The sequence below is a fragment of the Bradyrhizobium sp. 604_D8_N2_3 genome, from assembly GCF_051810765.1.
In the GTDB taxonomy this organism is placed as follows: Bacteria; Pseudomonadota; Alphaproteobacteria; order Rhizobiales; family Xanthobacteraceae; genus Bradyrhizobium; species Bradyrhizobium barranii.
The window spans coordinates 7,345,318-7,364,077 of record NZ_JBPWPM010000001.1; the positions used below are offsets into that span (position 1 = coordinate 7,345,318).

Consider the following 18,760-nt stretch of genomic DNA (forward strand, 5'->3'; position numbering starts at 1 on the left):
CGCAGTATTAGCGCTTGTTGTCATGGAAACGACACTCCCGATTCTCTCATTTTCCGTGGCCGCCGCAGCGTCCGCTGCCGCCGCCTTCCCGAAGCTCAAGGCGCGCATCGCACTCTCCCGCGCCAAGCACCGGTCGCTCGCCGGGCACTCCAAGATGTCGCGCCGGGTGGCCAAGCTGCTCCCGTTCTACGAGTTCGAGGGCGATCAGTATTTCGGCTGCGACGGCGCGCCTGATAACGTGGTGAAGCAGCGCAAGGACGCCTTCTTCCGCCTCGCCGGCCTCTACGCCGAGCGCTACCCCAGGGGCCGCGCGATGACGAAGGAAGCGGCGGAAAAGATCTCCGACCTGCACTTCACCGAAACCTACCGCGTGCCGTTCCAGTTCTCGCGCCTCGTCCGCGAGCATCTGGGCACCTCGACCTTCATGGAATCGTCCAGCGGCGTCACCGTCACGGATGTCGACGGCAACACCTCTTACGACCTCACCGGGTCCTACGGCGTCAACATCTTCGGCAACGACTTCTACAAGGAGTGCATCGAGGGCTCGGAGAAGCGCGCGCATGCACTCGGCCCCGTGCTCGGCCCCTACCATCCCGTCATCCTCGAGAATGTGCAGCGGCTCTGCCAGATCTCGGGCCTCGACGAAGTCTCGTTCCACATGTCCGGCACCGAGGCCGTCATGCAGGCGGTGCGGCTTGCGCGCTACCACACCAAGCGCACGCATCTCGTTCGTTTCGCCGGCGCCTATCACGGCTGGTGGGGCGACGTACAGCCCGGCGTCGGCAATCCGATTCCCGCGCACGAGACCTACACCCTCGCCGAGATGTCCGAGAAGACATTGCACGTGCTGCGCACGCGCAAGGACATCGCCTGCGTGCTGGTCAATCCGTTGCAGGGCCTGCATCCGAACGGCAACGCGCCCGGCGATTCCTCGCTGGTCGATTCCTCCCGCGGCGGAAACTTTGACCGCGCGGCGTATACCGAGTGGCTGAAGAAGCTGCGCGAAGTCTGCACCGAGCGCGGCATCGCGCTGATCTTCGACGAGGTCTTCGTCGGCTTCCGTCTCGCCGCCGGCGGCGCCCAGGAGTACTTTGGCGTCAAGGCCGACATGGTGACCTACGGCAAGAGCCTTGCCGGCGGCCTGCCGGTCGGCGTCGTCTGCGGCAAGAAGGAATTGATGCGCCGCTTCCGCGACGATCGTCCCGCCGACATCTGCTTCGCCCGCGGCACCTTCAACTCGCATCCCTACGTCATGACGGCGATGGACGAGTTCTTGAGCCGGCTTGCCAGCCCGAACTTCCGTGCCATCTACGACGGCCTGGACACGACCTGGAACGGCCGTGCGCAAAAGCTCAACCAGATGATGACCGATGCCAACCTGCCGGTGCGGTTCGCCAACTTCTCGTCGATCTGGACGGTGAAGTACACCACCCCGTCCCGCTACAACTGGATGCTGCAATATTACCTGCGCGCCGAAGGCCTGTCGCTGAGCTGGGTCGGCACCGGACGGCTGATCTTCAGCCTGAACTACACCGACGCCGATTTCACCGAGGTCGCCGAGCGCTTCGTCCGCGCGGCCGAGAAGATGAAGGCCGACGGCTTCTGGTGGCACGACGGCGTGCTCACCAACAAGAATATCAAGCGGCAGATTTTGAAAGAGATGCTGGCCAAGCGTTTTGGGCGCTGAGGCTTTCCCACTCTTAACCCCGAGCACCGCCCTCCCTTCTCCCTCGCCCCGCCCTTGTCCGCCGAAGCCTTGGCGAAGGCGGATGCGGGGCCGCGACGAGCTACGCTCGCGCTGAGAGGGTCGGGGTGAGGGGGAGTCTCCGCGCATGCGGTGAGAGTTGATCAACGATCCACTAGCAGTCCCCCCGCGGAGAGCCCCCCTCACCCGGCTTTGCGCTACGCGCAAATCCGACCTCTCCCCGCAAGCGGGGTGAGGTGAAGAGAGCGCTGGGCTCCGCTGAGTCACTTTAAAGGTATCCCCAAGACGTGGATGCCCGGCACGAGGCCGGGCATGACGCAACCATCAGACATCGGAGTGTTGTGTGAGAACAGCGCGCTCAGGCGTGCTGCTCTTCGAGCGTGGGCTCGGAGATGAGGCCCAGCGTGTGCTCGGGGTTGAGGTGCAGGCCGGGATCCATCAGCTCGCCGCGCATCAAAGCGAGCGGCGCGCTACGATAGAGCATCAGGTCGTGGAAGGGATCGGTCAGGATCTTGGTCATCCAGACCAAGCCGGTCTCGATGTCGCGGATGAAGAACAGGTGGACGGTGCGGAACAACAGACCACCGCCGCCGATCACGAGCCAGATCTTGGCGACCTGCCGCATGAAATCGGTCGCGCTCGCCCAGGGCGTGAACAGGCCGAACAGCGTCGGATCGACAACCAGCACCAGCGGCGACAGCGCCCAGATCGCCATCAGCACCACCTTGCGCTGAAGGTTGTAGCCGACCTTGATGTCCTCCTTGTACTCGTGCGTCGCCTGGTTGATGTGGTCGTAATCGTGCGGCTCGAAGAAGAAGTGACCGGCCTGGCGCGAGGTCATCGACACCAGCCAGCCGACCAGCGCCGAGATCATGGGATCGACGAACAGCCAGACATAGGCGAAGAGAAAGCTCAGCGCGCTGACGAAGTGCAGGCTCTGATTGATGCGGCTGTGGTGATAGTAGCGATGGTCGTCCCAGCGCTGGATCCGCAGCTGCTCGAGATAATTCTTGATCATGCTCTCCCCCAAAATGCTTTCGGGTTCAGGATTTACAGGGATTCGATGTAGGCCGTGTGACATCATCATTTTGTCATGTGACGATGTGCAGCGGCGCGATGACGCACGCGAACGCGTGAGCGGCGGCTTGAGCCGCCGCTCACACAGCCCAACTTAGGCTGCTTTGGCGACGTCGACCTTGCGGAAGCGCACCAGCGAGAAATGGCCGAGCGGCGGAATCAGGCGGCGCTCGGCGAGCTCGATGCCCTTGGCACCGGAGAGCCACTTCGCATAACGCGACCAGGCGAACTCGGCGGTGCGGAAGCCGAGCGGACGCACCACCGGCTGGAGCTTCTGCTCGATGAAGCGGCGCATGCCGGTATCGGCGCTGACGCGGGTGAGGATGATCAGCTCGCCGCCCGGGCGCAGCACGCGGGCGAATTCGTCGAGCGCCACTTCCGGGTTCGGCACGGCGGTGACGACATATTGCGCCATCACGACGTCGAAGGAATTGTCGGGGAATTCGAGCTTCTCGGCGTCCATCACCGCGAGGCCCTCGACATTCTTCAGATTGCCCTCGGTGACGCGCTGGCGCGCCTTGTCGAGCATCGCTTCCGAAATGTCGGTGCCGAAGATGCGCAGATGCGGCGCGTAGAGCGGCAGCGAGATGCCGGTGCCGACGCCGACCTCGAGCACACGGCCCCCGATCTTGTTGGTGGCCGCGATCGCGGCCTGCCGGCCCTTGGCGAACACGCCGCCGAACACGAGATCGTAGACGGGCGCCCAGCGGTCATAGGCCTGCTCAACCGTGCCACGGGTGAGGTCGAGCTGCTGGGTACCGTCAAGGTTCATGATCTTAGCCATCGATGAGGTTCTCGCTGTGGGTCAAACGTTGCAGATCAGCCGCGCACCGGCCGCCGCGCCATGACCGGCGAGGCGCGCAGGATGCGGCTGGGCTGAAGTGAGGTGAGGTTTCCGACGAACTGCCGCGCGCTGTTTTCCCAGGAACGCTCCAGCGCGAAGTTACGGCAGGTCTCGCGCGACATGGTGAGCGCGCGGAGGCACGCGGTACGCAGATCATGGTCGATCGCGCCGATCGGATGATCGGCGATGACGTCCTTGGGGCCCGTCACCGGAAACGCCGCCACCGGCGTGCCGCAGGCGAGCGCCTCGAGTTGCACCACACCGAACGTGTCGGTCAGGCTCGGGAAGACGAAGACATCGGCGGCGGCGAGATGCGCGGTCAGATCCGCGCCCTTCTTCTCGCCGAGGAAGACGGCATCCGGATATTTCTTTTCGAGCGCCGCCTTCTGCGGGCCGTCGCCGACGACGACCTTGGTGCCGGGCAGGTCGAGCGAGAGGAACGCTTCGAGATTCTTCTCCACGGCGACGCGGCCCATGGTCATGAAGATCGGACCCGGCAGGTCGAGCTTGGCCGGACTGTCTGGATGGAACAGCTCGGTGTTGACGCCGCGTGTCCAGAAGCCGAGTCGCTTGAAGCCGCGTTCGGAGAGCTCCTGCCGCAGCGAAGGCGTCGCCACCATGGTCATGGCGGCAGCGTCGTGGAAGTGGCGCAGCACGGCATAGCCGACGGCATCAGGGATACCGGTCCGCACCGAGACGTATTCGGGAAAGCGCGTCGTGTAGGAGGTGGTGAAGGCAAGGCGGTTGCGGCGGCAATAGGCGCGCGCGGCCCAGCCGATCGGCCCCTCGGTCGCGATGTGCAAGGCTTCCGGCGCCGCCTTCTCGATCCGCCGCGCGATCTCCTTGCCGCTCGGCAGCGCGATGCGCAGGCCCGGATAGGTCGGCAGCGGCCAGGACCGAAAGCCGTCCGGGGTGAGGAAGTCGATCTCGACGTCGAGCGCCTTGGCCGCGTTCGCCAGCGAGGTCAGCGTCCGGACCACACCGTTAACCTGCGGATGCCAGGCGTCAGTCGCGATTAATACCCGCATGGGGAAATCCCGAGAGTTTGATGATTCTCGGCTTAGGACCATCAACCACGGATATTTCAGGCGTGTGACGTCACAGAAGTGTCGGCCCGCTGTTTTGTTGGTTAACGGGTCCGCGCCGCCACGAAACCGTCATGAAACAAATCCTTTCCGCCATGAAACCGTTTTCGGTTTTCCGCGCAAAGCTCCCGAAACGTTTTGTCGTTAGTGATTTGGGCAACGGAGCACCGAAACGGTGCCGCGGTGGTCAAGAAACACCGATCAAACAGGGGCGATCAATGATCAATCTGGACACGTTCAAGACGTATTCGCGCGCCGTTGCGCTCAGCGCCATCGCGATCTCCGCAATCGCATTTGCCGGTCCGGCCAAGGCTGCGCCCGTGCAGCTCTTCCCGTTCTTCCAGCCGCTGCCGCCGATGGCCGCGCCGCAGCCTTACCAGCCCTATCAGGCCACGCCTTACCAGGCCGCGCCGTCCGAGGATCAGGACGCGGTCGAGATGCCGGCCCGCTTCCGCCGCCAGACGGTTTCCTACGCGACGCGCGAGGCGCCGGGCACCATCATCATCGATACGCCCAACACCTATCTCTATTACGTGCTCGGCAATGGCCAGGCCGTTCGCTACGGCATCGGCGTCGGCCGCGACGGCTTCACCTGGTCCGGCGTGCAGTCGGTGACCAAGAAGGCCGAGTGGCCGGATTGGACCCCGCCGCCGGAAATGATCGCCCGCCAGCCCTATCTGCCGCGCCACATGGCCGGCGGCCCCGGCAATCCGCTCGGCGCCCGCGCCATGTATCTCGGCGGCACCATCTACCGCATCCACGGCACTAACGCCCCCGACACGATCGGCAAGCACGTCTCGTCCGGTTGCATCCGCCTGACCAACGACGACGTCACCGACCTCTACTCCCGCGTCAACGTCGGCACCAAGGTGATCGTGCTGCCGATGACCGAACGCCGCGCGGACCTCGGCGCCGCGACGCGCTAACGCGACAGGACATTGTGACGCAAACGGCCCCGGAACCCACCGGGGCCGTTTTCGTTTGCATCATGCTCTCCGGGCGGCCTCGCCTGGAGAAGCACTGTTCGGAGGCGCGGATGCGATCACACCTGCAAATGTCGCCAGGTCCATGGCTGCGCTCGATCGCAGGTGCCGGCGCATTGACGCTGCTCCTGTCTGCGCCCTCGTCGCTCGCCCAGCAGCCGGCGAACGACGAGGCGGCCCAGCAGGCCTTCAACAATTCCTGTCGCACCTGCCACTCGGTGAAGGATGGCGACAATCGCCTCGGTCCCAATCTCAACAAGGTCGTGGGACGCAAGGCGGGCTCGCTGCCGAACTACAACTACTCCCCGTCGATGAAGGACGCCGGCTTCGTCTGGGATCCGGACAAGCTGACCCGCTTCATGGTCAAGCCGGACGAGGTCGTGTCCGGCAACAAGATGCAGCCCTATGGCGGCGTCTCCGCGGAGGACGCGGCCAAGGTGGTCGCGTATCTGCAGGCGGTGGGCGGGCAATAAGATTGCGGAGGCGCTACGTGCCGGTCGGCTCATACCGTCGCTCCACATGGAACGATTTCGCGGTAATGAGCCAAGTGCCCTCGATGCAGTGATACGCCAGATAATCAACGTACTGGCGCACATCGATCCGAACGCGAACCTTCACCAGTGCCTGCGCTGACGACGCCAGATCGATCAGCAATATCTCCTGAAGGCGCGGGGCATTCTTGGATTTGGGCGACGGGGTCGAAGCCAGCATCGCTCTCTAGTCGCCAACGGGCAGGATCCGCAATTCAGCGTCGCGAAATCCGTGGAGTTGCGCAGTCGGCGCAAAGACGCGGTCGAACTGCGAAGCATCGCTGTCGTACATCAGCGTGAAGTAACGTTCGACGGCCTCCAGCAGAGGCGCAAGGTTCGGGCTCTCGGTCATGGCTCACTCCATCAGCAGCAAAGTCGGAGCAATCCATCTCACGGAAAGCCAAGGCATGTCCTTGCGAACTGGGCTAGTCTCGGCGGCTCGGGCGCAATATTGCGCCCTTCTCGATCCCACAGGATGCGGTTCATGCCAAAATGCGAACTAGATGCGATCGACCGGCGCATCGTCACCGAACTCCAGGCCAACGCACGACTGAGCAACATCGAACTGGCGGACAAGATCGGATTGTCGCCATCACCCTGCCTGCGACGAGTGCGGCGGCTGGAGCGGGACGGCTATATCGACGGCTACCGGGCCTCCTTGCGGCGTGGCCGCCTCGGGCTCGGCTTCTCGGCCTTCCTCGGCGTCAAGATCAACGGCCATGCCAACGACCAGGCGCTGGGCTTCGAACGGACCGTTGTGGCGATGCCCGAGGTCGTTGCCTGCCACCTCGTCTCCGGCGAAGCCGACTATCTCCTCGAAATCGTCGTGCCCGAGCTCGAGGACTACCAGCGCTTCCTCGTCGACAAGCTGCTCAACCTGCCCATCGTGCGGGAGGTTCGCAGCAGCATTGCGATCCAGACGCTGAAGGCCGGCGCGCCGCTACCGCTGGCACATCTCTTATAGCCATGATCAGACTGCTCACGCCCGCCGACGCGGCTCTCTACCGTGCGATCAGGCTGGAAGCGCTCGTAACGCATCCCGAAGCTTTTGGCAGCACGTTCGCACGCGAGCAGGAAAAGCCCCTCACCTGGTTCGAGGCGCGCCTTGCAGCGTCGGACGTTTTCGGCGCCTTCGTCGCGCACGAGCTCGTCGGCGTTGCCGGCTTCCATCGGCAGGACGGCGCGAAGACCGAGCACAAGGCTCTTCTCTGGGGCATGTATGTGCGGCCCCATGCGCGAAAATCCGGCGCGGCGCGGCGCCTTGTCGACGCGGTCGTGGCACATGCCACAGGGCAAGTTGAACAGCTTCAGCTGGCCGTCGTCAGCGAGAACGCCGCCGCCATCCGCCTCTACACCGCTGCCGGCTTTGTCGAATACGGCCGTGAGGTGAAAGCACTGAAGCACGCCGACCGATACTACGACGAAATCCTGATGGCATTGTTCCTCAACGACAGCGGTCAATGACTGACGCCATCCGTATCTCGCCGGATGGCGCCCCGCCGCTCCGAAACCAGCCTCAGCCAGGCCGCCGAATGAAACGCGCTCATCAGCAGATACATCGGCACCATCCCACTCAGCACGGAGCCGTACCCGGCGGCACACAGCATGTCCGCCGGGCCGCCGAGCACGGCCGTCAACACGGCCATGATCGCGAAGGTCGGCGTTGCCGCCAGAGCCAGCCATCTGGCGAGGTGGCGTGCGGCCACCACGCCATCGCGGCTCGCGCCGGTGGCCACGTTGGCGGGACTAGTCACGGCCTTCCGCGGCCTCCTCGCGAAAAGCCTTCTCGCCGGCCGTCGAGATCTCCACCCATTTCTTGTCGGGCGCAGCGCCTTCCGCGTAGCTGTCGTGCCAGTTCCACCATTTGTAGGTTGGCGTCTGCGGATAGCCCTTTGGCGAGTCCTCCCAGACCTCCTGCCGGCCGAGCGGCGTGATGTCGAGATAGTTCCAGGTGCCGCCCATCTGCTCGTCGCCGCGGCTCTTGACGAAATAGGTGCGGAAGATGCGGTCGCCGTCGCGGTAGAACACGTTGGTGCCGTGCCATTCGTCCACGCCGAAATCGGCGTCGAAACTGTCGGTGACGGTGACCCAGGGCATGGTCCAGCCCATCCGCTGCTTCAGCCTGATGATGTCGGCCTGGGGCGCGCGCGAGGCGAACACGAGCGTGGTGTCGCGGGCGTTCAGATGCGAGACATGGGCGACCTGGTCGGCCACCATGGAGCAGCCCCGGCAGGCTTGATCGGGCCAGCCGAGCACGCCCGGCTCGAAGAAGGCCCGGTAGACGATCAGCTGCCGCCGGCCCTGGAACAGATCCACCAGACTGATCTTGCCGCCGGGCCCCTCGAACGCATAGGTTTTGGTGATTTCCATCCACGGCATGCGCCGGCGCTCGGCGGCGAGGGCGTCGCGGGCACGGGTATGCGTCTTTTCCTTCACGAGCAGTTGCTGACGGGCGGCCTCCCAGTCCTGCGGCGACACCACCGGCGGTGTTTGCATGGCGGCCTGTCCGTTAGTTCCTGCGTTGTCTACTGATGTCATCATGGCTCTCCATTCCTCTTGTCCGGGCGGTCCTTCCGCGTCGCGCTATGACGGACGCGGAACCGCTCGACCCTCGCCGCACATTGTCGGTCGTCAACGATTTCTGGCACCAAGCGGTTGCGCGGTGGGAGTAACAAGTGTGGCGGGATTTGAATGGACTCGCTGATCACGGCCGCCGCGCGCGCGTTAGAGGCCGGCGATCCGCTCGGCGCGCTGAACCGCGTTGCGCTGCGCAACGATGCACCGTCGCTGGCGCTACGCGGCATCGCGATGGCGCAGCTCGGCGATCTCGCGAAAGCGAAGACGCTGCTGCGGAGTGCCGCGCGCGCGTTCGGTCCAAGAGAGGCGGTGGCGCGCGCGAGATGCGTGGTGGCCGAAGCCGAGATCGCGCTCGTCTCGCGCGACCTGAGCTGGCCGGTGAAAACGCTCGCGGCGGCCCGCGCGACGCTCGAACAGCACGGCGATCTCGCCAATGCAGCCCATGCGGGCCACATCGAGGCGCGCCGCCTCCTCCTCGTCGGGCAGCTCGACGAAGCCGAGCGCACGCTGGCCGAGCTCAGCCCCTCCCCGCTCCCGCCTGCATCGCAAGTCGTCCGCGAGCTCGTGGTCGCCGGCATCGCCATCAGACGATTGAGAGCGAAAGATGCGCGCGCCGCGCTCAACCGCGCGGCTCTCGCAGCGCGGCAGGCGAAGATCCCGGCGCTCGTGGCCGAGGTCGACAGCGCGAACCTGATCCTCGACACGCCGGCGGCGCGCCTGATCGCGCGCGGCAGCGAACACCCGTTGTTGCTCGGCGAGGTCGAGAGACTGGCGACCTCGACGGCGCTCGTCGTGGACACCTTTCATCATGCCCTGCGCAGGCAAGGCCGCGTCGTATCGCTCGGAACGCGGCCGGTGCTGTTCGCGCTCGCCCGCCTCCTGGCGCAGGCATGGCCTGCCGACGTCTCGCGAGAGGCGCTGATATCAGGCGCGTTCCGGGCGAAGCACGCCGATGAATCGCATCGCGCGCGGTTGCGCGTCGAGATCGGGCGCCTCCGCACCCAGCTCAAGCCGCTGGCCGACATCAGCGCGACGAAGCAAGGCTTCGTGCTGGCGCCGCGCAAGACGCGCGACGTGCTCGTGCTGGCACGTCCCGTCGAGGAGAAGCACGCCGCGGTGCTCGCCTTCCTCTCCGACGGCGAGCCCTGGTCGAGCTCGGCGCTCGCGCTGGCGCTGGGGACGAGCGCGCGCACGGTGCAGCGGGCCCTCGAAGAGCTGGCGCGATCGAACAAGGTGCAATCGTTCGGACTCGGCCGGGCACGGCGCTGGATGACCCCGCCCGTCCCGGGTTTCCCGACAGGCTTGTTACTCCCCGGACCGCTCCTGAAGGCGTAAATTGGATCACATCACAGGGATCAAGCACATGAAGCGTTCAGCCGCCGAGATCGTCAGGGAGTACGGACCTTTTGCGGGTGTCGAGGCCGTGCATGGCGTCACCTATGACGGCACCCATGTCTGGTTCGCATCCGGCGACAAGCTGAATGCGGTCGATCCGGCCAACGGCAGGATCGCACGCTCCATCGACGTCGCCGCGCATGCGGGGACGGCGTTTGATGGCCGGCACCTGTTCCAGATCGCCGAGGATCGCATCCAGAAGATCGACGCTGCCACCGGCAAGGTGATCAGCACGATTCCGGCCCCGGGCGGCGGCGGCGATTCCGGATTGGCCTGGGCGGAGGGCTCGCTGTGGGTCGGTCAGTATCGCGAGCGCAAGATCCATCAGGTCGATCCGGAGACGGGAAAGATCCTCCGCACCATCGAAAGCAAGCGCTTCGTGACCGGCGTCACCTGGGTTGACGGCGAGCTCTGGCATGGCACCTGGGAGGGCGAGGAAAGCGATTTGCGGCGGATCGATCCCGAGACCGGCAAGGTGCTGGAGCAGCTCGACCTGCCCGCCGGGACGATGGTGTCAGGATTGGAGTCCGACGGCGGCGACCGCTTCTTTTGCGGCGGTGGCGATCGCGGCAATGTGAGGGCGGTTCGCCGCCCGAGGCGCAGCTAGGTGCGCGATGACGGATGCGCGGCACCGATGCTGCCGCAACCGTTAATCTGTTCGCCCCAATTCCACCCCACCGGTGCGCTCTAGCGCCCCCCTCGCCTGCCCTGTAGACTTCCGGCCCTGGGCGGCTTGGGGGATTGATGCGACTGACGCTGAACTTGAAGACTATCCTGATCGCCGTGGCGGTGCTCGCGGCGTCGTTTTTCGTCAGCCTGAAGGCGATGGACTGGCTGTCGCCGCGCGCGGCGACGACTGCGCCGCCGGTCGCACAATTGCCACCGCTGCCGCCGGTCGCGAAGAGCTCGATCGTGGTGGCGCCGGTGGCGATCGCGATATCGGCGATCCGCGAACAGGCCGAGAAAGCCGCGCCGCGCAATTTCGCCGGCAAGGCCGATAATCCAATCTCGCAGATCCTGGAGAATGCCGACATCGGCTGGTCCGCCGTGCGCGGGCCGATGGCGGCTGCCGGCGACAAGGACGTGCTGACGATCTCGACGCCGCTCAACGGCAAGCTCAACGTGACGGGCTCGCTGTCGTCGAAAGCCACCGGCGCGCTTGGCGACGCGCTGGGCAGCGTGCTCGGCGGCGACGCAGCGAAACGGATCGGCGCGGTCAACATCAAGAATTTGAACGCCAGCGCCGAGATCAAGGGCAACGTGGTCGTCACCTCGCGCCCGAAGCTCGCGGCCAACTGGCATCTCGAGCCAAATCTCGGCGCCCAGGTCAATCTCGGCGACACCAACCTCAACGTCTCCGGCGCCAAGGTCAACGTGCCGGCGCAGGTGAAGCCGCTGATCGACAAGAATGTCGGCGAGCAGATCAACATCGTCTCCGAGCGCATCCGCAACGATCCCTCGCTGCGCGACAATGCGAAGCTGCAATGGGCCAAGGCCTGCCGCTCGATCCCGCTGCAGGGCTCGGGCTCCTCGGCCGCGCTGCCGCCGCTCTGGCTCGAGATGAAACCGACCCGTGCCATCGCGGCGCAGCCGCGCGTCGACGCGCAGAACGTGACGCTGCTGCTCGGTCTCGAGCTCGAGACGCGCGTGACCTCGACGTCGACCAAACCGGACTGTCCCTTCCCCGACAAGATCTCGATCGTGCCGCCGACCGGCACCGGCGTGAACATCGGCGTGCCGATCGACGTGCCCTTCACCGAGATCAACAAGCTGATCGCGGCGCAGATGGTCGGCCACACCTATCCCGAGGACGGCTCCGGCCCGGTCGACGTCACCGTGAAAGGCGTCAACGTGGTCCCGTCGGGCGATCGTCTCCTGATCTCGCTGCTGGTGCGTGCTAAGGAGAAGAAGAGCTGGCTCGGTCTCGGCGCCGAAGCGACCGTACACATCTGGGGCCGGCCGATGCTCGACCAGGCGCAGCAGACGCTGCGGCTCGCCGACATCCAGCTCGCGGTGGAGTCCGAGGCCGCCTTCGGCCTGCTCGGCGCGGCCGCGCGCGCGGTGGTGCCGCAGATGCAGCAGGCCTTGGTGCAGAAAGCGACGCTCGATCTGAAGCCGATCGCCGCCAATGCGCGCGAGAAGATCGCGGCCGCGATCGCCGACTACCAGAAGAGCGAGGATGGCCTCAAGGTCGACGCCAAGATCGACAGCCTGACCCTCGCCGACATCGCCTTCGATTCCAAGACGCTGCGCATCGTCGCGGAAGCCGGCGGCTCGCTGAACGTCTACGTGACGAAGCTGTCGGGGATGTAGTGCGTCTTCACGCGCCGGACCCGCGCGCGTCGCTTGCGCCGCTGGCATTCTCGTCGGAGGATGCTAAGCTGTTTCCCGCAACCTCGAACGAGGTGCTGACAGCACTGCAGGGGACAACGCGAGGACAACATGGAAGCCGGCATGGTCACGCCTGCGCCGGCGCTGGTGCGCTTTTCCGGCATTCAGAAGACCTACGATGGCGAGCACCTCGTGGTGAAGAACCTCGATCTCGAAATCAGGAAGGGTGAGTTCGTCACCCTGCTCGGCCCGTCGGGCTCGGGCAAGACGACAACGCTGATGATGCTGGCCGGCTTCGAGGTTCCAACCCATGGCGAAATCTACCTCGCGGAACGGCCGATCAAGAACGTGCCGCCGCATAAGCGCGACATCGGCATGGTGTTCCAGAACTATGCCTTGTTCCCGCACCTGACGATCGCGGAGAATATTGCCTTCCCGCTATCCGTTCGCAACACGGCCAAGGCCGAGGCGCAGGAGCGCGTCAACGCGGCGTTGCGCATGATCAAGATGGAAACCCTGGCGCACCGGCGGCCCGGGCAGCTGTCCGGCGGTCAGCAGCAGCGCGTGGCGCTGGCCCGCGCGCTGGTTTTCAATCCGCAGCTCGTACTGATGGATGAACCCCTTGGCGCCCTCGACAAGCGCCTGCGGGAGCAGATGCAACTGGAAATCAAGCAGCTGCACGAGACGATGGGCATCACCGTCGTCTACGTCACCCACGATCAGAGCGAAGCGCTCACCATGTCGGATCGCATCGCCGTGTTCAACGACGGCATCGTGCAGCAGATCGACCGGCCCGACGCGCTGTATGAGCATCCGGTGAACAGCTTCGTCGCTCACTTCATCGGTGAGAACAACGTGCTGTCCGGCACCGTCGAGACGGTCGAGAAGGAATATTGCCGCGTCACGCTGGCTGGTGGCGGCGCCGTGACCGCACGGGCGGTCAATGTATCGGGCGCGGGCGCGTCGACCTCCCTGTCAGTGCGGCCGGAGCGGATCGCCATCATCCCGGACGGCACCTCCAGCGAGGGACCGAACCGACTGCCGGCCAAGGTGCAGAACACCATCTATCTCGGCGACCACGCGCTTGCCGTGCTCGATGTCGCCGGCAACGGGGAGTTCATGGTCAAGCTTCAGCCGGGGACGCATGACGGATTGAGACATGGCAATCTAAGATCTGGTGAAAGCGTATTCATCACCTTCCGTCCCGAGGACTGCCTGGCCCTCGATCCCGTCTGATCCGGACCGGCATCGATCAAGCTCAACGCAACGCAGATGAAGAAGGAACAAGGACCATGCTGAAGCGCAAGACTGGCAAGATTGCTCTGGGGTTCGCCGTGGCGTTCAGCGCCAGCGCCGCGCTGGCCACGGTCGCGCAGGCGCGTGACCTCACCGTCGTGTCGTGGGGCGGCGCCTATCAGGATGCCCAGAAGAAGGTCTATTTCGAGCCGTTCAAGAAAGCAGCCGGCGTCGCGATGAACGACGAGTCCTGGGACGGCGGCGTCGGCGTGTTGCGCGCCAAGGTGCAGGGTGGTGCCGCCACCTGGGACCTCGTCCAGGTCGAGAGCGACGAACTCGCGGTCGGCTGCGAGGAAGGCCTGTTCGAGAAGATGGATTATTCCAAAATCGGCGGCGAGGCCGCCTATATCCCGCCGTCGGTCAATCCCTGCGGCGTCGGCGCCATCCTCTACGATTTCGTTCTCGGCTACGACAAGGACAAGCTGAAGGACGCCCCCAACGGCTGGGCCGACTTCTTCGACACCAAAAAGATTCCGGGCAAGCGCGCCTTGCGTCAGGGCCCGAAGACCACGCTGGAGATCGCCCTCATGGCCGACGGCGTCGCACCGAAGGACGTCTACAAGGTGCTGGCGACCGACGAGGGCGTCGAGCGCGCGTTCAAGAAGCTGGACACCATCAAGGGCGACATCGTCTGGTGGAAGGCCGGCGCCCAGCCGCCGCAATTGCTCGCCTCCGGCGAGGTGGCGATGACCTCGGTCTACAATGGCCGCATCGACACCGCGAACAAGAACGACAAGAAGAATTTTGGCATCGTATGGGACGGAGCGCTCTTCACCCTCGACAGCTGGGTCATCCTGAAGGGTAGCCCGAACAAGGACGCGGCCTACAAGTTCCTGGACTTCGCAGGCAAGGCGGAGAACCAGTCAAAACTGTCGCAGAACATCGCCTATGGCACCTCGAACAAGGACGCAGCCGCCCTGCTCGCGCCCGCCGTTCTCAAGGACCTGCCGACAGCGCCTGACAACATCAAGAACGCGGTCGAGATCAACGTTGGCTTCTGGCTCGAGAACATCGACCGCCTGACCGAGCGCTTCAACAAATGGGCCGCGAAATAACGCGCCCCGCAAGATTCGATCCAAGGCTCGATCCAAGGCTCGACCAATGACGGATGCGCGCTTGACCGGCGCCAATGCGTTGACCGAGGTGCCGCTCAAGCGCCGATTGAGGCGTGCGGAGCGGACACGTCAGGTCAAGGCATTGGCGCTGGTGCTGCCGCTTCTCGTCTTCCTGCTCTTCACCTTCGCAGGCCCGATCGCCGGCATGCTGTGGCGCGCGGTCGATGACCGCGAGGTGCGTCAGGTTCTGCCGCAAACCATCGCTGCTCTCGCCGACTGGGACGGCAAGGACCTGCCGGATGAAAAGGCCTTTGCAGCGCTGGCAAGCGACATCCTGGCGGCGCGCGCTTCCGGCATCATCGCCATCGCGGCCAAGCGGCTCAATTACGCCCTGAACGGTTTTCGTACGATCCTGACCAGCACGGCACGTAATCTGAAGGCGCAGCCGGAGCCCGGCACCGCCAGGGAGACACTGGGCAAGATCAACCCGGCCTGGCGCGAACGGGCCACCTGGACGACGATCAAGGATGCCGGTGGCCCGGTGACCGGATTCTATCTGCTGGCGGCGCTCGACCTGACGCGGAACGTCGATGGTGCGATCGTCGCGGCCGCATCAGACCAGGCGATCTACCGCAACGTCTTCGCCCGCACCTTCCTCATCAGCTTCAGCGTCACGGTACTCTGCCTGATCCTCGGCTTCCCGGTCGCTTACCTACTGGCAACGCTGCCGCCGGGCCGGTCGAACCTGCTGATGATCTTCGTCCTGCTGCCGTTCTGGACGTCGCTTCTGGTCCGCACCTGCGCCTGGATCGTCTTGTTGCAGAGCAAGGGCGTCGTGAACGACAGCCTGCACTGGCTTGGCATCATCGACGAGCCGTTGCGGCTGATCTACAACCGCTTCGGTGTCTGCGTGGCCATGACCCACGTTCTCCTGCCGTTCATGATCCTGCCGCTGTACAGCAGCATGAAAGCGATCTCGCCTGCGTACATGCGTGCCGCCGCCTCGCTCGGCGCGCCACCGACCACTGCCTTCCTGCGGATCTACCTGCCTCAGACCCTGCCCGGCATCGGCGCGGGAAGCCTGCTCGTCTTCATCCTGGCGCTCGGCTACTACATCACGCCGGCCCTCGTCGGCGGCGCCGCCGATCAGATGATCAGCTACTTCATCGCGCTCTACACGACCGAGACGGCCAATTGGGGCCTTGCTTCGGCGTTGGGTGCGGTGCTGCTGCTGGCCACTCTTCTGCTCGCTCTCGTCTACGGCAAGCTGGTGCAGGGACAGCAAGTCACGGGAGGGATGAAGAATTGAGCGATCATTCTTCCCTCCGCACGCCCAGCCAGCGCATCGCGTGGACCGCGACCATCATCATCTCCACGCTGGTGTTCATCTTCCTGATCGCGCCGATCCTTGCGATCATGCCGCTGTCCTTCAGCTCGGGCTCGTACCTCACCTATCCGCTGCCGGGCCTCTCCTTGCGCTGGTACGACGACTTCATCAATTCGCCGCGCTGGATGAATTCGCTGAAGAACAGCATGATCATCGGCGTCGCCTCAACCCTGCTGTCGATGGTGCTTGGCACGCTGGCCGCGCTGGGGCTGGCGCAGTGGAAGAGCCGGTTCAAACCGCTCGTGCTGGCTTTCGTGCTGTCGCCGGTCGTCGTGCCCGGCGTCATCACCGCGGTCGGCCTGTATTTCTTCTTCGCGCCGATCGGACTGACCGGCAGTTATCTCGGCCTGATCCTGGCCCACACCGCGCTGGCGACGCCCTTTGTGGTGATCACGGTCGGCGCGACGCTGCAAAGCTTCGACACCAATCTGGCACGCGCCGCCGCCTCGCTCGGCGCCTCGCCGCTTTATGCGTTCCGCCGCGTGATCCTGCCGCTGATCCTGCCCGGCCTGGCGTCAGGTGCGCTGTTCGCCTTCGCGACCAGCTTCGACGAGGTGGTGATCGTGCTGTTCATGGCAGGTCCGGAGCAGCGCACCCTGCCGCGCGAGATGTTCAGCGGCATCCGCGAGAACATCAGTCCGACCATCACGGCAGCGGCGGTGGTTTTGACCACAGTGTCGGTCATCCTCCTCGCCACCCTGGAAGGCCTGCGCCGTCGCAACGAACGGCTCAAGGGCAGCGGCGCGTGACAGGCGTGCCAGTCCTTCAGACTTGGGACCCGGGCAACCTGCCGTTGACGGGCAGGATGGGAATTATCATGTCGAGTATCGCGACATTACCGATTTGTTCGCAACATTTACGCCATGAGCAAGCGAGACCTTGGTGACGTTCCCTGCCAACGACTTCGGACCAACAGCAGCGAATGAAGTCTGTTCATCGGCCCAACGCGGAAGTCCTGCGACGTCCGCGTTCGCGCCGCGATTAGAGGCATAGCGGACTTCACTGCGTCCCCGATTTATGAGTACACGCCCTAGTTGCGTCGGATATGATCTTTCGCGCCGCGGAGCTTGGCCGCGTAGTCAAACGCGGCGCACTTCTCCAGAGAATTCCTCAACTGTTCAAGCTCGGCGAAGCGGGCGATGTCTTCGTTTATTTCTGGCACGGCGTGCTTGAAAGCATCGTAGGCAGCGCGCATCAGTTGCTCGCGCCGCTGATATTCCTGGAACCCTCCGCCCAAACTGGTTTGGTAGGTGCGGCACTCTGTATCGTCGCTATCGCTACCGCGGCAGCGAAGCATTGCGGCATGCATGTCGAAGCTGAAGTTCTGTTTGCTCGCATAGGTCAGGTGCGTGCTCGACAGGTGCTGCATCACCTCTTCGTTCGAGAACGGGGTATACTCAAGCAGCACATCGTCAAATTGGCCTGTTCCTTGTCCGATGCGCAGCTTGGCGCGAGCGGGCATTAGACCATTGAAGTAGGTGCCTTCATTTGTGAGGTTATCGACTTCCATCGGACGGGTTGTGAAATTGGTGTAGCTGTTTGCGAGCTCGCTGGTCAAAGTGAAGTAGCGTGTCGCGAATTTCTTGACCAGATCATCCATGAGCAAATTAAGAAACACAATGCGTTTGCGGAGGCAGCTGCGCAGGAAATCCTGGTATTCGCCTTTATCGATAAAGTTCATGAACTCGACGTAGTGAACAAACTTGGCAATGTTGCTGATCCTCGTTTCGGCCTCTGCGAGTGCGAAGAACTCGTCCCGGATCTTCTCGAGATCCTGCGGGAAAACGCGATGGGCAGAATTACTGACGAACTTCTGCATGTTTGACTCGATCAGCGCATAATGATCGTTCAGGCGTTCGTCGCGGACGATGTGTTGAATGGTCACAGGTAGGGCGTTCAAAGCATGCAGGATTGCTGCAGCTGTTTGATTTAGAGCGTCGAGCCGGTCACGAATATCGTTGAGCAGATCAATCTGTTGTCTGAGTAGAGCGCGTTCTTTTGCTGCATTGAACAACGACGCAAAGACACTGAAAGCTGTGCTCGCAGCGAACGAGACAGGATTGAAGTTTCCCGAGATCTTTAGAAGGCTCTCAACACTGACGTGGACGCCATCGACTTCAACATTGACGGGGATGCTGCCAATGTTGACGGAATTGCCGTTGAAATCAAACATGTTGCCCCTCACCTGAAATGTTTAAAGGTAAACTTTGGCCCGCCCGCTGTTCGGGTTGCGGATCGTCACTATGATCATTTCTCCGAGGGACCACAACTCCGGCGAGAGACTTGAGCTGCGATGATTGGGCGAAACGAAACCCGCTCGTTTCCGAAGCGGGGCATGATGTGATGACGTGCCGTTCAAATGGGGGCTGGTCTACGCCGCATGCTTGTCAACGTTCGGCACCTCCATCTGCTTGTCCGGCGCGATCGCGTAGTGCTACACGCCGGCTTCGCGGCGCCGCTCGATCGTCTCGCCTTTCTTGAGGGAGTCCCCCTCA

General features: G+C 63.9%; 18 protein-coding genes and 1 pseudogene. 12 read left to right on the top strand and 7 right to left on the bottom strand.

What is annotated here, in order from left to right; all coding sequences use genetic code 11:
• Window positions 1–22: 22 nt before the first annotated feature.
• Window positions 23–1,687 (top strand): aminotransferase class III-fold pyridoxal phosphate-dependent enzyme, encoded by a 1,665-nt coding sequence (locus AB7245_RS35210; RefSeq protein WP_085405122.1) that lies wholly within the window; start codon window positions 23–25, stop codon window positions 1,685–1,687.
• 376 nt (window positions 1,688–2,063) lie between these two features.
• Here AB7245_RS35210 and AB7245_RS35215 read toward each other — a convergent pair whose 3' ends face one another.
• The 3 genes from AB7245_RS35215 to AB7245_RS35225 form a co-directional block, all read right to left on the bottom strand.
• Window positions 2,064–2,723, bottom strand: coding sequence for a hypothetical protein (locus tag AB7245_RS35215; protein WP_085405123.1), 660 nt, complete (start codon window positions 2,721–2,723; stop codon window positions 2,064–2,066).
• Between the two features lie 153 nt (window positions 2,724–2,876).
• Window positions 2,877–3,566 carry a class I SAM-dependent methyltransferase gene (locus tag AB7245_RS35220; RefSeq protein WP_063981512.1) on the bottom strand — a complete coding sequence of 230 codons (690 nt, stop codon included), beginning with the start codon at window positions 3,564–3,566 and terminating at the stop codon, window positions 2,877–2,879.
• Between the two features lie 35 nt (window positions 3,567–3,601).
• The gene (locus AB7245_RS35225; RefSeq protein ID WP_085405124.1) at window positions 3,602–4,654 is read right to left on the bottom strand and encodes a glycosyltransferase family 4 protein; all 1,053 of its coding nucleotides are present in this window, start codon (window positions 4,652–4,654) and stop codon (window positions 3,602–3,604) included.
• Between the two features lie 275 nt (window positions 4,655–4,929).
• On the opposite strand from AB7245_RS35225, the gene AB7245_RS35230 reads away from it, so the two are divergent.
• Together AB7245_RS35230 and AB7245_RS35235 are read left to right on the top strand one after the other, a co-directional pair.
• Window positions 4,930–5,637, top strand: coding sequence for a L,D-transpeptidase (locus tag AB7245_RS35230; protein WP_085405125.1), 708 nt, complete (start codon window positions 4,930–4,932; stop codon window positions 5,635–5,637).
• Window positions 5,638–5,747: 110 nt separating this feature from the next.
• Window positions 5,748–6,167, top strand: a complete 420-nt coding sequence (locus AB7245_RS35235; protein WP_085405126.1) for a c-type cytochrome — start codon at window positions 5,748–5,750, stop codon at window positions 6,165–6,167.
• Window positions 6,168–6,180: 13 nt separating this feature from the next.
• On the opposite strand, the pseudogene AB7245_RS35240 reads toward AB7245_RS35235, so the two are convergent.
• Window positions 6,181–6,576, bottom strand: a pseudogene (locus tag AB7245_RS35240) (nuclear transport factor 2 family protein).
• A gap of 132 nt (window positions 6,577–6,708) precedes the next feature.
• Between AB7245_RS35240 and AB7245_RS35245 the strand changes: the two are divergent.
• Together AB7245_RS35245 and AB7245_RS35250 are read left to right on the top strand one after the other, a co-directional pair.
• On the top strand, window positions 6,709–7,188 hold the full coding sequence (locus AB7245_RS35245) for an Lrp/AsnC family transcriptional regulator (RefSeq protein ID WP_085405314.1): 480 nt from the start codon (window positions 6,709–6,711) through the stop codon (window positions 7,186–7,188).
• A 2-nt stretch (window positions 7,189–7,190) separates the two neighbouring features.
• Window positions 7,191–7,688 carry a GNAT family N-acetyltransferase gene (locus AB7245_RS35250; protein ID WP_085405127.1) on the top strand — a complete coding sequence of 166 codons (498 nt, stop codon included), beginning with the start codon at window positions 7,191–7,193 and terminating at the stop codon, window positions 7,686–7,688.
• Here the strand turns inward: AB7245_RS35250 and AB7245_RS35255 are convergent.
• Both AB7245_RS35255 and AB7245_RS35260 read right to left on the bottom strand, forming a co-directional pair.
• Window positions 7,682–7,978, bottom strand: a complete 297-nt coding sequence (locus AB7245_RS35255; RefSeq protein ID WP_085405128.1) for a hypothetical protein — start codon at window positions 7,976–7,978, stop codon at window positions 7,682–7,684. The two genes, AB7245_RS35250 and AB7245_RS35255, sit on opposite strands and share 7 nt — an antisense overlap.
• Window positions 7,971–8,765 (bottom strand): DUF899 domain-containing protein, encoded by a 795-nt coding sequence (locus AB7245_RS35260; protein ID WP_085405129.1) that lies wholly within the window; start codon window positions 8,763–8,765, stop codon window positions 7,971–7,973. Before AB7245_RS35260 ends, AB7245_RS35255 begins: the two co-directional genes overlap by 8 nt.
• Window positions 8,766–8,915: 150 nt before the next feature.
• Here AB7245_RS35260 and AB7245_RS35265 point away from each other — a divergent pair, with 150 nt between their 5' ends.
• The 7 genes from AB7245_RS35265 to AB7245_RS35295 all read left to right on the top strand — a co-directional run bounded on the left by AB7245_RS35265 (window position 8,916) and on the right by AB7245_RS35295 (window position 17,014).
• Window positions 8,916–10,136: a helix-turn-helix domain-containing protein gene (locus AB7245_RS35265; protein WP_085405130.1), complete on the top strand. Its 1,221-nt coding sequence runs from the start codon at window positions 8,916–8,918 to the stop codon at window positions 10,134–10,136.
• A gap of 28 nt (window positions 10,137–10,164) precedes the next feature.
• Complete coding sequence (locus AB7245_RS35270; RefSeq protein WP_085405315.1) at window positions 10,165–10,803, top strand: Vgb family protein; 639 nt, start codon at window positions 10,165–10,167, stop codon at window positions 10,801–10,803.
• 137 nt (window positions 10,804–10,940) lie between these two features.
• Window positions 10,941–12,509 carry a DUF4403 family protein gene (locus tag AB7245_RS35275; protein ID WP_085405131.1) on the top strand — a complete coding sequence of 523 codons (1,569 nt, stop codon included), beginning with the start codon at window positions 10,941–10,943 and terminating at the stop codon, window positions 12,507–12,509.
• 129 nt (window positions 12,510–12,638) lie between these two features.
• The gene (locus AB7245_RS35280; RefSeq protein ID WP_085405132.1) at window positions 12,639–13,763 is read left to right on the top strand and encodes an ABC transporter ATP-binding protein; all 1,125 of its coding nucleotides are present in this window, start codon (window positions 12,639–12,641) and stop codon (window positions 13,761–13,763) included.
• Window positions 13,764–13,819: 56 nt separating this feature from the next.
• Window positions 13,820–14,878: an ABC transporter substrate-binding protein gene (locus AB7245_RS35285; protein ID WP_071910318.1), complete on the top strand. Its 1,059-nt coding sequence runs from the start codon at window positions 13,820–13,822 to the stop codon at window positions 14,876–14,878.
• A 46-nt stretch (window positions 14,879–14,924) separates the two neighbouring features.
• A complete protein-coding gene (locus AB7245_RS35290; protein ID WP_085405133.1) occupies window positions 14,925–16,187 on the top strand; it encodes an ABC transporter permease in 1,263 nt (420 codons plus the stop codon).
• The gene (locus AB7245_RS35295) at window positions 16,184–17,014 is read left to right on the top strand and encodes an ABC transporter permease (RefSeq protein ID WP_085405134.1); all 831 of its coding nucleotides are present in this window, start codon (window positions 16,184–16,186) and stop codon (window positions 17,012–17,014) included. Before AB7245_RS35290 ends, AB7245_RS35295 begins: the two co-directional genes overlap by 4 nt.
• A 281-nt stretch (window positions 17,015–17,295) precedes the next feature.
• On the opposite strand, the gene AB7245_RS35300 is transcribed toward AB7245_RS35295, so the two are convergent.
• Window positions 17,296–18,438, bottom strand: coding sequence for a hypothetical protein (locus tag AB7245_RS35300; RefSeq protein ID WP_354077944.1), 1,143 nt, complete (start codon window positions 18,436–18,438; stop codon window positions 17,296–17,298).
• Between the last annotated feature and the right edge of the window lie 322 nt (window positions 18,439–18,760).